This window comes from Propioniciclava sp. (assembly GCF_047602245.1).
Taxonomy (GTDB): Bacteria; Actinomycetota; Actinomycetes; order Propionibacteriales; family Propionibacteriaceae; genus Propioniciclava.
This window is the reverse complement of sequence record NZ_JASGHT010000001.1, coordinates 1,839,931-1,853,442: the sequence shown is the minus strand read 5'-3', so window position 1 is coordinate 1,853,442 and position 13,512 is coordinate 1,839,931. Positions and strand designations below refer to the sequence as shown.

The window sequence follows — 13,512 nt, the reverse complement described above, 5'->3', positions numbered from 1 at the left end:
CATGCCGATCCGTGTCTTCCTCGCCGACGACCAGGCCCTCGTCCGCAGCGGGTTCCGGATGCTCATCGACACCGAAGACGATCTCGCCGTCGTCGGCGAGGCCCCCGACGGCGCCGAGGCCGTCCGGGCGCTCCAGGCTGATCCGGCCGATGTCGTGCTCATGGACATCCGGATGCCGGTGATGGACGGGGTCGAGGCGACCCGGAGGATCACCGAGGCCAACCTGCCCACCCGGGTGCTGGTGCTGACCACCTTCGATCTCGACGAGTACGCGTTCGCAGCGCTGAAGGCCGGCGCGAGCGGTTTCATGCTCAAGGACGCCCGCCCGGCCGACCTGCTCAACGCGATTCGGAACGTGGCCGCCGGCGACGCGGTCGTCGCGCCGTCCACCACTCGCCGGCTGCTCGATCACGTCGTCCCCACGCTCGCGCCGGCGCCCGGTGAACATGACCCGCGCCTCGCCCTGCTGACCGAACGCGAGCGGGAGGTACTGCTGCAGGTGGCGACGGGCGCAACCAACGCCGAGATCGCACGCACCCTTTTCATGGCCGAAGGGACGGTGAAGACGCACATCGGCCGGCTGCTGACCAAGCTCAACGCCCGCGACCGGGTCGGGCTGGTGCTGTTCGCGTTCGAGAACGGCCTCGCCGGCCGTTGACCCGGCGAGCATCCCACGCAGTGCCGGCCGTTGACCCGGCGAGCACCTCTCGCAGTGCCTGCCGCTGAGCGTCATCCCGCCACCGCCTCTCTGAGTTCGTCGCGTGCGGCCCGCAACGCGCGAACGCCCTTCGAACAGCGCCAGCGCACGGCGTCCGCCGAGACACCGAGCACCTGCCCGGCCGCGGCACTGGTGCGCCCGGCCAGGTAGACCGTGGCGAGGGTGCGGCTGGTGCGTGCGTCGATGACACCCAGGCGCACGCCCGCGGCAAGCACGGGCGCGGCATCGTCGAGCGGATCGACCGGTTCCCACACCAGCCCGGCGGGGCGCGGGGCGCGGGCCGTGGCGGTCACCGACTTGAGCGTGTCGAGAGCGAGGTTCGCCGCAATCGCCCGGCGGCGCCGCTCAAGCGGGTAGGTGACGATGCGCAGCCACAGCGCGCCGAGGTAGTCGTCGAAGCTCGATTCCGGGTCACGCCCGGCCATCAGCACCATCTTGGGCACCATCGCCTGGATCACCGCCCGCGCGGCCAGCGCGTCCCCACCGCGATGCAGGGTGAGCAGCGCCAGCAACGTCGCATCGGGCCGCTCGCGCACCCGCCGCGGGATGTCGCCGAGCGTGTCGCCCTCCTCAAAGCCGTCGTGCGCGAGCAGCCAGGGGGTGGGTAACGGCGAGGTACTCAGTTCCGCCCATTCGGCGTTGAGCATCTGGAGGGTGCGGGAGAGGCCGTTCCTGGTCATAGCGGCAGCCTGGCTTCGGGGTGTCTCCCGAGGTGTTGCCCGGCCCACGAGCGGTGTTGTCCGGCGGCTGCGTGGTGTTGTCCGGCTGACGACGCCGCTCAAGGAGCGGAAATAAGCACGGAAATCCTTGCCAATACCGAAGAAAATCCCAAGAGTTTCCTGAGTGAGTTTATTGCTCAACCAGACAAAGTCGCCGTATCCTGGGGGTGCCCGGGGGGCTGTAGGTAGGGGTGCCGCAGTCCCTCGGCGCCGTATTCACCACCGGGTGAACACCGCTCCGGACCCTCCGCACAGAACCGTTTCAGCGGACGACCGCCAACACCGGTCAGGGCAGCAACCGGTCCAGGAACTCGCTTAGGTCTCCGCTTTCGCCGTCGCGCGCACCGCGTCCGACCACCATCTCCGGCGGCGACGCCACCAGCGACACACCCTTCATCCGCCCCCATCGGGAGATCGTCGGCACCGTCAGCACGTACCACGAGCCGTCCTCGCCGATCGCGATGCTGCGGCTGCGGTTGAGATACCAGCCCGTCTTGTCGGTCTTCGCCGGACGCCCGTCCATCTGCGTGGCCACCAGCCGCTCCGGCTTCAGGCCGCGCGCCCGCGCCCGCACGACGAACTCGTCGATCAGGACCTGCGCGGACTGCGCCTCCGCGCGCTTGGCCGACTCCGCCATCTCCGCCATCCGGCGGGCCGCGTCACGGCGGTTGGTTGCGGGCTGCTCAGACATGACGTCAACCTACCGCGCTCACGACCGACCAGGTATCCGTAAATGTCAGACGCCACACCTAGACTCGCCGGCGTGAGCCGACCCCTCGCTCCACCCCCACGAACCGGACTCGTCCGGCGCTCAGCCATGCGCGCCGCGACGACAGCGATCGCCGTCGCGTGCGCGATGGGCCTGTGCGCGGCCCCGGCACGCGCCGAGACGGACGAGACGGCGCTCCCAGCAGTCCCGACGGCCCGGACCGAGTCACCAGTGCCGTCGGCCACACCCTCCACGCCGGTCGCCAGCGCGCCCCCGGTCGCGTCCGCGTCCACCTCCGCGACCGCCAGCGTCCCCGCCGAACCCGCGCCGCCCGCCCCGAGCCCGAGTGCCGTGGCCTCGCCGTCGGCGCAGGCGTCCGCCGCGGTTCCCTCCCCAGCGGTGAGCGCGCCTGCCACGGCTACCGCCAGCGCGCGGGCGAGCGCGCCGCCGGTGCTGCAGGGGTCGCCGCCGGCCTCGGCCAGCCGCACGACAACGCCGCTGACGTGGTGGATCGCGGTCATCGTGCTGGTGATCTGCGCACTGCTGGTGTCGGCGCTGCCCGACCGCCGCCCCCGCGGGGCGACCACGGCTCCCGACGGCGAGCCCCCCACGCAGTCCCCGGAGGAGCCCGGCGCGGATACCAACGCATCCATATCCCCGGCGCCCTCCGCCACGCCCGAGGAACTGCTGGCCAGCCTGGAGACGGCCGGCGAGGCGATGATCGATGCCGGCCACTCGGTGACCAGCGTCGAGATCGCGCTGGCCGACATCGCCCGGGTCAACGGGGCCGCCGGCACCGAGATCATCGTGCTGCCCACCGCGTTGATCATCTCGTCGCGGTCGATGACCGCGGTGCACACCAGCGCGGTCGTCAGCGGGCGGTCGGACCTGAACCTGGCCCAGATCGACGCCGTGGACACGGTGGTGGACGCCGCCCGCACCGGCAACCTCGCCCCCGCCCGCGTCCGCGCGCACATCGCCGCCGCCCGCGCGATGCCGCTGCCCTACACCTCCGCGCAACGGATCGCGGCCTACACCTTGCTGTCGGCTAGCCTGGCCGTGCTGCTCGGGGCGTCGTGGACCGGGACAGCGCTGGCCGCCGGACTCGGCCTGGGTGTCGGGACGGTGCTCACGTTGAGCGAGCATTCTCCGGCCCGCTACCGGGCACTCCTCACGGTGGCACTGTCCTACGTCGTCTCGATCACGGTCCTGGTGGTGAGCACCGTCGGGCTGGACCCCGGCGTGCTGCCCTCGCTCATCGCCCCCCTGGTGATGATGCTGCCGGGCGGCCTGCTCACCACGGGCGCGATCGAGTTGTCCACCGGCCAGATGATGTCGGGGGCCGGACGCCTCGCGGCCGGCTTTATGCAGTTGGCCCTGCTGGCCGCCGGCGTGGTGGCGGCGTCCGCCCTGGTCGGCGTTCCGCATCTCGACCTGAGCACCGCGCGCGACCCGATCGGGACGGCGGGTCCCTGGGTGGCGGTCGGCCTGTTCGGGCTGGGCATCACCGTCTACCGGTGCGCACGGCGGCGCGCCATCGGGTGGATCCTGCTGGTGCTGTACACCGCCTACGGCGTCCAGGTGGTCACCGATCTCGTCGTCGGCGGCATCATGTCGGCCTTCATCGCCGCGGTCGCGATCACCCCGGTGACCATCCTGATCGCGCGCCAGCCGGGCGGCCCCGCCCCCTTCGTCAGCTTCCTGCCGGCGTTCTGGTTGATGGTTCCCGGCGCCCTGGGCCTGGTCGGTGTCGCCAGCCTGCTGGACGGCGACACGGCCGGGATCAACACGCTGATCGCGACGGCGTCCACCATGCTCGCCATCGCGCTGGGCACCCTGGCGGGCACCGCGCTGATCGGCGGGCTGCGCGTCCGCGAGCGCTCCCTGCTGTGAACCGCCGCCACTCCCCAACTGGCCGGCGCGATCTTCCCGAGAGGGTTATCGGAACCTTGGACGTGCCCTAGACGCGGTGAGGTCCATGTCACGGTAGTTGGAGGTGAGAACGATCGGGCATGAGTACGAGCCCGATCCTTCTCACTTCATCCTCGCTCCAGCGCAGAGGCCCCAGAACCCGCGGACATGAGAACAATCGGGCTGGACTACCAACCCGGTCCTTCTCACCTCTTCTCTGGGCACCGGCACTGATGCACGGCGGCGCCAGTCGCCCATAACCGTGTTCACCCACCCCAAACGCCAGTCCGCCGTGGCGGCGTTCACGCCGACCTGCCTCAACGAGGGTGATGGAGCGTACGCTCGGTGATGCTGCTCTGCTTACCGCGGCGTGGCGCATGTTGCAGCATGCGCGCGGCGACCCTTTCTCACGCGCGGCGACGGAGCGCACGCTCCATCACCGGTCAATCGGGCAGACGCGACCACAGTGGCAGCAAGGCGGCGCCCCGGACGCCGACGCTCTGGTCGGAGGCGCCGCACGTCGCCCGGCCTCCGCACCGTCGCCCTGTTTCTTACCCGGGCGACGGTGACTACACCGGGCTACAGGCCGGGCGAACGTGACTAACCCGGGCGAACGCGACCCGGCGGACGCGCGTCCAACCCGGGCGAACGCGTCCAACCCGGGCGGCGTGACCGGGCCACTCCCCCAGAGTTTCCGACTAACCCTCAGAGTCTCGCGACGACAAGGCGGGGGAACCGTAGTCTGTGCGCGTGGACACCTCTTTCGACGCGCTCCTCGAAGCCAACCGGCGGTACGCGACCTCCGCTCCGCGCAACTTCGACGGCTACGCCCACGCGGGCGTGGCGATCGTCACCTGCATGGATTCGCGCCTACAGCCACTGGAGATGGTCGGGCTCTACCTGGGCGAGGCCAAGATCCTGCGCACACCCGGCGGCCATGTCACTCCGGACGCCCTCGCCGGGTGCGCGCTCGGCGTCCAGTTGTTGCGCGTGACGCACATCCTGGTGGTCGCCCACACCCGGTGCGCGATGGCCAGTGGCACCGACGACGACCTGCGCCGGCGCATCGCCGAAGCCACCGGAGCGGACGCCTCGGAGTTCGCGTTCGGCGCGGATCCCGACCAGGCCGGCAAGCTGCGCGCCGACGTCGACCTGCTCCGGGCACACCCGCTGATCGCCGGCCGCGCACAGGTCGGCGGCTTCCTCTACGATGTCGACACCGGGATTTTGGAACGACTCTGTTGACGTAAACCCCTTTCCACTACGCTGCGTAGGAGACAGGCGCAACTGGATTTGTGGTTCCCCTGCCACAGGCGGAGCATGAGCCAGTAAGGCTTACCTAATCAGCGAAGGAAGAGGGTCGATGCGACGGATCGTGATGGGGATCGGCGCCCTCTGGCTCGCGCTCTCGCTCGCCATCTCCGCAACACCGGCCGCTGCCGAGGACCCGTGGCAGGGCGTCGCCGGCACGGTCACCTCGCTGATCGAGCAGGTGCCCGGCCAGTACGCCGCCGGCGACGCCAAGGCCGTCGAGACGACACTCCGCAAGGCCTACTACGAGCACTATCAAGCCCAGGGGCTGGAGGATCAGGTCAAGCACCGGCTCGGCGCCGAGCGGTCCGCCGCCTTCTCCAAAGCGGTGGTCGAGTTGCGCAATATGACCCGCGACGGGGCCGCCCAGGCCGAGGTCGAGGCCGCGACCACCGCGCTGACCGCCCGGCTCGCCGCCGATATGCGCGACCTGGCCGCCGTCCCCGAGGTGAACGACCGGTGGAACCGCGTCGCCCAGAGCATCATCGAGGCCGCCGAGAACGCGCTGCGGCTATACGAGAGCGGGTCGTCCGGTCAGGCCTTCAAGGAGGCCACCCGCGCCTACCTGCAGCACTATGAGGCCGACGGCCTGGAGAAGGCGACCCTGTCCTACCTCAGCTCCGGCCGGGTCGCCCAGGTCGAGGGCGAGTTCCGCGACATCAGGGTCGGCGTCCGCGACGGCTGGCCGGCCGAGGAGGTACGCGGCCACGTCGAGAAGCTCAGCCAGATGGTCACCGAGGACGCTGCCAAGCTCGACGGCCTCGGCGCCAGCGAGTCGGTCGGCTGGAGCGGCTTCGTCGCCGCCTTCCTGATCCTGGTCCGCGAGGGCGTCGAGGCGCTGCTCGTGGTGGCGGCCGTGATCACCTACGTCGTCAAGACGGGCCGGCGCGATCAGCTCAAGGGCGTCTACCTCGGCATCGGCGCCGCCATCGCCGTCAGCGTCGGGCTCGCGGTCGCGTTCAACTCCCTGACCAGCAGCGCCGACCTCGGCCTGACCCAGGAACTGATCGAGGGCGTCGTCGGCGTGCTCGCCGCCGCGCTGCTGATCTACGTCAGCAACTGGATCTTGTCCAAGTCCGAGGGCGACAACTGGCACCGATTCATCAACTCAGCCATCGACAAGCGCGCCGAATCCGGCGGGCAGTGGGCGCTGTTCACCGTGGTCTTCCTGGCCGTGGCCCGCGAGGGTTTCGAGACGATCCTGTTCTTCATCCCCGTGTTCGGCGCAGCCCAAACCCCCGGCGACCGGCTGTTCATCTGGCTCGGCATGGGTGCGGCCGTGCTGCTGCTCGCCGTCATGTTCGTCGCCGTGCGCTACTTCGGCGTCCGGCTGCCGCTGCGGCCGTTCTTCCGCTGGATGTCAGTACTGCTGTCCGTGCTCGCCATCACCATCGCCGGCGGGGCGGCCAAGGAGCTCCAGGACGGAATGATCCTGGAGGTCACTCCCATCCCCGGTCTCCCGCAGGTCGACTGGCTCGGCTTCTACCCCACGGTCGAGACCCTCACCACCCAGGCCGTCGTGACGGCCATCGTGATCACCCTCATGGTCGTGCAGTTCCGTAGGACTGCCGCGGCCCAAACCCGCACCACCCTCAACGAAGAATCCAACGAAAGGGTTGAGACCCCATGAAGATCCCCTGGAAGGCCGCCGCAGGTGTGGCCGCACTCGCTCTCACGCTGACCGCCTGCTCGGGCACGCCCGCCGGCCCGTCGGCGGCGCCCAGCGCCAGCGTCGCCCCGCCGGCCGCGTCGTCCGCCCCGGCCGACAAGCCGAAGAGCACCAACGTCGCGGGCATCGACGAGAAGGATGTCGGTAACTCAGGCCCCCAGGACGCGGGCTACATCGAGGTCAACGCCGTCTACTTCCAGGCGGTCGACATGGAGCACGGTTCGATGGCGATGCCGCCGGCGTCCGACTCCGATATGCACTTCGAGATCGACATCAAGACGACGGACAAGGCCAAGGAGATCGGCTTCGAGGCCGGCCAGTTCCTGCCCTACCTGAAGATCACCCCGAAGCTGACCGAGAAGAACACCGGCGAGGTCGTCGAACTCGGCACGCTGATGCCGATGATCGCCGTCGATGGCCCGCACTACGGCAACAACATCAAGCTGAAGCCAGGCCTGTACAAGGTCGAGCTGACCATCCAGTCGCCGGCCGACGACTTCATGCTGCACACCGGCAATGACACCAGCGCGGTCGAGGGCCGGTTCTGGTCCGAACCGCTCAAGGTCACGTTCGACAACTTCGAATGGGACGGCCAGCTGCTCTGAGCTGACCCGGCATCGTTTTCCCATGCTGAAATTGTTCGTCGCAGCAGCAGAGCTGGCCCTGCCGCTCTGCCTGCTGTCGGCAGCGCTCATCGCCAACCGTTCCTACGCGCCCAGGCTCCGCCAGCGCGTGGGGCGGTTGACGGTGGGCCTTCTCGCGTCCGGCACGCTGGTCGCCCTCGTGGTGGCCTGGCTACGCCTGGAGACGCGCCACGTCCGGCTGCCGGTGGTCAACCTCTGGACGGGCGCCGCCATGCTGGTCGCCTTGGCTGCCTTCGTGGCCGCGCTGTGGCTGATGGGACGCCGCCGACTGGTGGCCGACGCCCACGGGTGGCGTCCGCGCCTGCTCACCGCCACCGCTCTCGCTGCCCTGCTCCTGGTCGCCTTCTTCTACGGCCTGCCGCTGTACCTGGCGGTCGACAAGGTGGTGCCGATGGGCGGCACGCTGTTCGCCAGCGATTCGCTGGTCAATCTGATCGGCTACCTCCTCGGCGTGGCTACGGCGCTCTTCGCCGGCATCGCCGTCGGGATCAGCCTGGGCCGGGTACCGAGCCTGGTCCGCCGCGGCCTGACCACCCTGCTGCTCGGCATCGCGCTGATCACGCAGTGGGCGCCGCTGTACCAGCAACTCGCCACCTTGAAAATCGTGCCGCGCAGCTCGGGGAACTTCCAGGCGCTGCTGTGGATTCAGCACCACGCCGCGGCGATCCTGCTCGCCTACGCGGCGGTCGTCGTGGTCACCTCCGCGGTCGCGGTGCTGGTACGCCGCCGCCAGGCGCCTGAAGGGGCTTCCCGGGCCGAGCAGCGCCTGGTGAAGGCCGATGGTTTGTCCCGCCGCCGCATGCTGGGCTGGTCGACGGCGCTCGGTGCGAGCTTGGCCGTCACCTACACGTTCGGCAAGCAGATCGCCGAGGCCGTCCCCGAGTTGTCGCCCATCGAACCATCGGTCGTCAATGGCGACCATGTCGAGGTGAGCCTCGAACTCGTCGGCGACGGGCACCTGCATCGCTTCGCCTATGCCTCCCGGGGTGGGACCGAGGTTCGGTTCATCGTGATCCAGAAGAACGCGAACGCCTACGGCACCGGCCTGGACGCCTGTGAGATCTGCGGCCCGTCGGGCTACTTCGAGCGGGACGGCAAGGTCGTCTGCCGCGAATGCGATGTGATCATGAACACCCAGACCATCGGGTTCCCCGGCGGCTGCAACCCGATTCCGATCCAGCACGAGATCACGGCCGGCAAGCTGCTGTTCCAGGTCGCCGAACTCGAGCAACAAGCGAGGGTGTTCCGCTGATGTTCTTCTTCCGGATGATCACCAAGGCGTTGCGCCGCCAGCTCGGCAAGCGCGTCCTGATCGCGGTCACCATCGCGCTGGGCGCAGCGCTGACCACCTCGATGATGGCGGTGATGCTCGACATCGGCGACAAGGTCAAACAGGAGCTGAGCAGCTACGGCGCCAATATCCAGGTCACCCCGAAGGGCGCCTCGGTGGTGTCCGAGACCTACGGCACCGATGACGCCCCGTCCGGCGCACTGAAGCAGGACGAGCTGCCCCGGTTGAAGTCGATCTTCTGGGCCTACAACATCGAGGAGTTCGCCCCTTACCTCGCCACGAAGGCCAGCCCCGCCGGCGCCGATCCGGCCCAGATCAGCGTGCAGGGAACCTGGTTCGAGCACACCATGCCCCTGGACGTCGGGGAACCCGTCCAGACCGGCCTGAAGCGGCTGCGCACCTGGTGGGACGTCGACGGCGCCTGGGCGTCCGACACCGACCCGCAGCAGGCCATGGCCGGCGCCAACCTGGCCGCCGCCCGCGGCTGGAACGTCGGCGACACCGTCGCCCTGACCGGCGACCAAGGTCAGGCGAGTGTCCGGATCGTCGGCATCTTCCACGGCGGCGGCGATGAGGACGACATCCTCTATACCCCGCTCGCGGCCGCCCAGCAGCTGACCGGGCGTGCGGGCGAGATCGACCGTATCGAGGTGCGGGCGATCACCACGCCGGAGAACGAGCTGTCGCAGCGCGCCGAGCGCGACCCGTCCAGCCTGTCGGTCGCCGACTGGGAGACCTGGTACTGCACCGCCTATGTCTCGTCGATCTCGTACCAGATCGAGGAGGCGCTCACCGACGCCGTCGCCAAGCCGGTGCGGCAGGTCGCCGACAGCGAGGGCGTGATTCTGGAGCAGACCCAGCTGATCATGGCGCTGATCGCCGTGCTCGCCATGGTCGGCTCCGCGCTCGGCATCGCCAACCTGGTCACCGCGAGCGTGATGGAGCGCGCCCCCGAGATCGGCCTGCTCAAGGCGATCGGGGCGCGCAACGCGGCCGTGGTGGGCCTGATCCTCGCCGAGACGATGGTCGTCGGCTTCGTGGGCGGCGCGGTCGGTTTCGGGCTCGGCGTCGGGCTGGCGCAGGTGATCGGCCAGATGGTGTTCTCGTCGTGGATCACGCTGCGGCCCCTGGTGCTGCCGGTGATGATCGCGCTGATCACCTCGATGATCCTGCTCGGCTCGCTGCCCTCGCTGCGCGCGCTGATGAAGTTGAAGCCCTCCGACGTCCTGCACGGGAAGTGACCCGATGACCCGCACCCGGATGTACCTGCGGATGATCACCCGCGCCTTCGCGCGCCGGATCTCGCGGGTGCTGATCGCCTCGTTGTCGATCATTGTCGGCGCCACCACCCTGTCGGCCCTGGCGATCATCACCTACACCGTGCCCGACCAGATCGCGCGCGAGCTGCGCTCCTACGGCGCGAACCTGGTGGTCTCGCCCGCAGGCACACAGACGGTCCGCATCGACGACATGACCACGATCAACGCCGCGCTGACCGACGCCGGCGTCCAGATCGTCGGCCATGCGCCCTACCGCCAAGACAATCTGCTCTACAACCAGCAGCCGTTGCCGGCGATGGCCACCGACCTCGCCCTCGCCACCGCGATGCGGCCCTACTGGGGCATCGATGGCGAGCTTCCCTCAGCGCCCGAGGAGATTCTCGTCGGCCGCGACCTGGTCCAGCGCTACGGGTTCGAGGTGGGCGATCAGATCCCGGTCGTCGGGCAGGCCGAGCAGGGCGTCGACTCACCGCCGGTGAAGATGACCATCTCGGGGCTGCTGCGCACCGGTGGGCCCGAGGACTCGATGATCGTGCTCGCGCTGGACGACCTGGAGTCGGTGCTGCCCTCGGACGGGCGCCTCGACATGATCGAGTATTCGGTGCTCGGCGACGAGGCGGCGCTGGAAACCATCGCGACCATGATCGAGGACACCGACGACGCGGTGAACGCGCAAGTGGTCAAGCGGATCACCCGGTCCGAATCGGGCGTGCTGCTCACCCTGCGCGCCCTGATCTGGATCGTCAGCATCGTGATCGGCGCCCTCACCCTGATCAGCGTCACCACCACCATGAACGCTGTGGTCAGCGAGCGGGCGACCGAACTGGCGCTGAAGAAGGCGCTCGGGGCGTCCAGCGAGCAGATCGTCGGCGAGTTCATCGGCGAGGGCGTGATCCTGGGCCTGTTCGGCGGTCTGTTGGGCGCGCTCGGCGGCATCGCGGTCGGCGGCCTGGTGACCAGCGAGGTGTTCAATATGAGCCTGCAGGCCAGCTGGTGGGTCGTCCCGGTCACCATGGCCGCCGCGGCGCTGGTCAGCGGGCTGGGCAGTTTCGTCACCGTCCGCCGCATCATCAACATCAATCCGGCCCTGGTGCTGGGGGGAGAGTGACATGAACTCACCGATCGTCTACGACCTGGCCGGTGTCAGCCGGCGCTACGGCGACCTCGCGGCCCTCGACAACGTCGACCTGACCATCCGCAAGGGCGAATGGCTGTCGATCGTGGGGCCGTCCGGTTCGGGCAAGACCACCTTGATGAACATCCTCGGCTGCATGGACTCACCCACCGCGGGCACCGTGCTGCTCGACGGCGAGCACCTGGACCGGCAGGGTGAGCGCGAACTCGCCATCATCCGGCGCCGGCGCATCGGGCTGATCTTCCAGAAGTTCCACCTGATCAAGCACCTCACCGCCCTGGAGAACGTGATGGTGGCGCAGTACTACCACTCGATCCCCGACGAGGCGGAGGCGCGCGAGGCGCTGGAGCGGGTCGGCATGGGCGACCGTGCCTCGCACCTGCCCCGCGAGATGTCCGGCGGTGAGCAGCAGCGCGTCTGCGTCGCGCGGGCGCTGATCAACTCACCGTCGGTCGTGCTGGCCGACGAGCCCACCGGCAACCTGGACGAGGCCAACGAGCGGATCGTCCTCGACCTGTTCCACCAGCTGCACGACGAGGGCACCACGCTGATCGTGGTCACCCACGACGCCACCGTCGCCGCACAGGGCCAGCGCCAGGTGATCCTCAATCACGGCCGGATCGCGCGCGTCATCGAGACCGAGGACTACGCTGCGGCCTTCGGGGCGTCCGCCTCGGCGAGCAGCGAGGAGGGTCGTTGATGGACAGGCATCGCACGCGCGCACTGAGCGTCGCCGCAGCGCTGGGCGTGGTGTTGTTCTCGGGGTGCAGCCAGCCCCCGTCCATCGCCACCCTGCCCGACGGCACCTTCACCGGCGCCAGCCAGCCCGACGACCAGGGTGCGGTGGGGCATGTGGAGTTCACCGTGAAGGACGGCACCATCGTCGAGGCGTCCTTCGTGGTGAAGGACGCCGACGGCACCCCGCACGACGCCGACTACGGGCTGTCCAAGGCGACCGGCCAGCCGGTCGACACCGCGTTCTACCAGCGCGCCCAGGCCGCAATCGCTGCCGAGGAGCAGTACGTGGCGCGGTTCAAGGAGGCCGGCGATGCCGACAAGGTCGAGGTCATCGCGGGCGCCTCGCTGTCGCACCGCCAGTTCCTCGAGGCCGTCGAGGACGCCCTGAGCCGGGTGTGAATCACGCACCAGGCGCGCCGGACGCCGTGCCGGACCCCGCGGGCGAGGCGTCCTCACGGCAGGCGCACTGGTCGGACTCCACCGCGATGGGCACCACCGTGCACGTCTGCGTGGTGGGCGACGCGGCGACGGACGCCCGGGCGGATGCGTTCGCCGGCGCCGCGCAGGACGCGCACACGACGATCGCCGATCTGGACGCCGCGCTCTCGCGCTTTTGTCCCGCCAGCGACGTCAGCCGGCTGAACGCCGCACCCGGAGCGTGGATCCCGGTCGGTCCACACCTGGTCGCGGTGGCGCGAGCGGCCGAGCACTACCGGGCGCTCACCCGTGGCGCCTTCGACGCCACGCTCCCCGCGGCGGCCGGCGCCGGTCCCCGGATCCGCTGGCGCGCCACGGCGTCCGGCGGGTGGGAGGCGTGGCTCGCCCCGGGGCACCTGATCGACTTCGGGGCGATCGCGAAGGGGTATGCCGCCGACCTGGCCCGCGACCGATGCCGGGAGCGAGCCGCCGGGGTGCTCGTGTCGGTGGGCACCTCGTCAATCGCGATGGCCGGGACGCCCCCGCACCGCGACGCCTGGCGGATCGCGCTCAGTTCGCCGTGGCAGGCCGTCACCGAGACGCTCGGCTACGTCGAGGCGTCCGCGGGGTCGTTCTCGCTCTCGGGCGTGCGCGGCGTCCGGATCAGTTCGGCCCCGCTCATCGCGCGGCATGTGACCGAGCCGCGCACCGGGCGTCCGGCCAGCACCGACGTGTGCTCGGTGGGTGTCCTCGGCGACGACGGCATGCGCAGCGAAGCGCTGTCGACGGCCTGCCTGGTGCTGGGTCTGCAGCGCGGGCTGGCCTTGTGCCGGGCCCAGGCGGTGGACGCGGTGTTCTGCACGGTGGACGGCCGGATCCTGGCCACCCCCGGCCTGGCGCCGCGGATCTCGCTCCGCGCCGGCATGCAGAAGAAGCTCGAGCACCTCCGGTGACCGCCGACGGTCGCGAC

General features: G+C 69.9%; 13 protein-coding genes. 11 read left to right on the top strand and 2 right to left on the bottom strand.

All coding sequences use genetic code 11. The features are described from left to right. Position 1 precedes the first annotated feature (1 nt). Positions 2 to 658, top strand: a complete 657-nt coding sequence (locus QM708_RS08815; RefSeq protein WP_415106923.1) for a response regulator — start codon at positions 2 to 4, stop codon at positions 656 to 658. A 71-nt stretch (positions 659 to 729) separates the two neighbouring features. Here the strand turns inward: QM708_RS08815 and QM708_RS08810 are convergent, their stop codons facing one another. Then, complete coding sequence (locus tag QM708_RS08810) at positions 730 to 1,398, bottom strand: hypothetical protein (protein ID WP_415106921.1); 669 nt, start codon at positions 1,396 to 1,398, stop codon at positions 730 to 732. Positions 1,399 to 1,723: 325 nt separating this feature from the next. Continuing rightward, on the bottom strand, positions 1,724 to 2,128 hold the full coding sequence (locus QM708_RS08805; RefSeq protein WP_415106918.1) for a hypothetical protein: 405 nt from the start codon (positions 2,126 to 2,128) through the stop codon (positions 1,724 to 1,726). A 72-nt stretch (positions 2,129 to 2,200) separates the two neighbouring features. Between QM708_RS08805 and QM708_RS08800 the strand changes: the two genes are divergently transcribed. From QM708_RS08800 to QM708_RS08755, 10 genes are all read left to right on the top strand, one after another. Continuing rightward, positions 2,201 to 4,039 carry a threonine/serine ThrE exporter family protein gene (locus QM708_RS08800; RefSeq protein ID WP_415106915.1) on the top strand — a complete coding sequence of 613 codons (1,839 nt, stop codon included), beginning with the start codon at positions 2,201 to 2,203 and terminating at the stop codon, positions 4,037 to 4,039. A gap of 768 nt (positions 4,040 to 4,807) precedes the next feature. Continuing rightward, positions 4,808 to 5,302, top strand: a complete 495-nt coding sequence (locus QM708_RS08795; protein WP_415106912.1) for a beta-class carbonic anhydrase — start codon at positions 4,808 to 4,810, stop codon at positions 5,300 to 5,302. Positions 5,303 to 5,420: 118 nt separating this feature from the next. Continuing rightward, positions 5,421 to 6,998, top strand: a complete 1,578-nt coding sequence (locus QM708_RS08790; protein WP_415106909.1) for an FTR1 family protein — start codon at positions 5,421 to 5,423, stop codon at positions 6,996 to 6,998. Then, the gene (locus tag QM708_RS08785) at positions 6,995 to 7,642 is read left to right on the top strand and encodes an iron transporter (protein WP_415106906.1); all 648 of its coding nucleotides are present in this window, start codon (positions 6,995 to 6,997) and stop codon (positions 7,640 to 7,642) included. The genes QM708_RS08790 and QM708_RS08785 overlap by 4 nt, the downstream gene beginning before the upstream one ends. Before the next feature lie 22 nt (positions 7,643 to 7,664). Then, the gene (locus QM708_RS08780; RefSeq protein ID WP_415106903.1) at positions 7,665 to 8,933 is read left to right on the top strand and encodes a Fe-S-containing protein; all 1,269 of its coding nucleotides are present in this window, start codon (positions 7,665 to 7,667) and stop codon (positions 8,931 to 8,933) included. Next, positions 8,933 to 10,213 (top strand): ABC transporter permease, encoded by a 1,281-nt coding sequence (locus QM708_RS08775; protein ID WP_415106900.1) that lies wholly within the window; start codon positions 8,933 to 8,935, stop codon positions 10,211 to 10,213. Before QM708_RS08780 ends, QM708_RS08775 begins: the two co-directional genes overlap by 1 nt. Before the next feature lie 4 nt (positions 10,214 to 10,217). Beyond that, entirely contained in the window at positions 10,218 to 11,360 is a 1,143-nt protein-coding gene (locus QM708_RS08770) for an ABC transporter permease (RefSeq protein ID WP_415106897.1), read from the top strand. Between the two features lies 1 nt (position 11,361). Beyond that, positions 11,362 to 12,087, top strand: coding sequence for an ABC transporter ATP-binding protein (locus tag QM708_RS08765; protein WP_415106894.1), 726 nt, complete (start codon positions 11,362 to 11,364; stop codon positions 12,085 to 12,087). Further along, the gene (locus QM708_RS08760; RefSeq protein WP_415106891.1) at positions 12,087 to 12,524 is read left to right on the top strand and encodes an FMN-binding protein; all 438 of its coding nucleotides are present in this window, start codon (positions 12,087 to 12,089) and stop codon (positions 12,522 to 12,524) included. Before QM708_RS08765 ends, QM708_RS08760 begins: the two co-directional genes overlap by 1 nt. After that, positions 12,521 to 13,495 carry an FAD:protein FMN transferase gene (locus QM708_RS08755; protein ID WP_415106888.1) on the top strand — a complete coding sequence of 325 codons (975 nt, stop codon included), beginning with the start codon at positions 12,521 to 12,523 and terminating at the stop codon, positions 13,493 to 13,495. Before QM708_RS08760 ends, QM708_RS08755 begins: the two co-directional genes overlap by 4 nt. Positions 13,496 to 13,512 lie beyond the last annotated feature (17 nt).

Bases quoted from the DNA above. Each gene is read 5' to 3' on its own strand.
- QM708_RS08815 (WP_415106923.1), top strand. From the start codon at position 2: ATGCCGATCCGTGTCTTCCTCGCCGACGACCAGGCCCTCGTCCGCAGC.
- QM708_RS08810 (WP_415106921.1), bottom strand. From the start codon at position 1,398: ATGACCAGGAACGGCCTCTCCCGCACCCTCCAGATGCTCAACGCCGAA.
- QM708_RS08805 (WP_415106918.1), bottom strand. From the start codon at position 2,128: ATGTCTGAGCAGCCCGCAACCAACCGCCGTGACGCGGCCCGCCGGATG.
- QM708_RS08790 (WP_415106909.1), top strand. From the start codon at position 5,421: ATGCGACGGATCGTGATGGGGATCGGCGCCCTCTGGCTCGCGCTCTCG.
- QM708_RS08785 (WP_415106906.1), top strand. From the start codon at position 6,995: ATGAAGATCCCCTGGAAGGCCGCCGCAGGTGTGGCCGCACTCGCTCTC.
- QM708_RS08780 (WP_415106903.1), top strand. From the start codon at position 7,665: ATGCTGAAATTGTTCGTCGCAGCAGCAGAGCTGGCCCTGCCGCTCTGC.
- QM708_RS08775 (WP_415106900.1), top strand. From the start codon at position 8,933: ATGTTCTTCTTCCGGATGATCACCAAGGCGTTGCGCCGCCAGCTCGGC.
- QM708_RS08770 (WP_415106897.1), top strand. From the start codon at position 10,218: ATGACCCGCACCCGGATGTACCTGCGGATGATCACCCGCGCCTTCGCG.
- QM708_RS08765 (WP_415106894.1), top strand. From the start codon at position 11,362: ATGAACTCACCGATCGTCTACGACCTGGCCGGTGTCAGCCGGCGCTAC.
- QM708_RS08760 (WP_415106891.1), top strand. From the start codon at position 12,087: ATGGACAGGCATCGCACGCGCGCACTGAGCGTCGCCGCAGCGCTGGGC.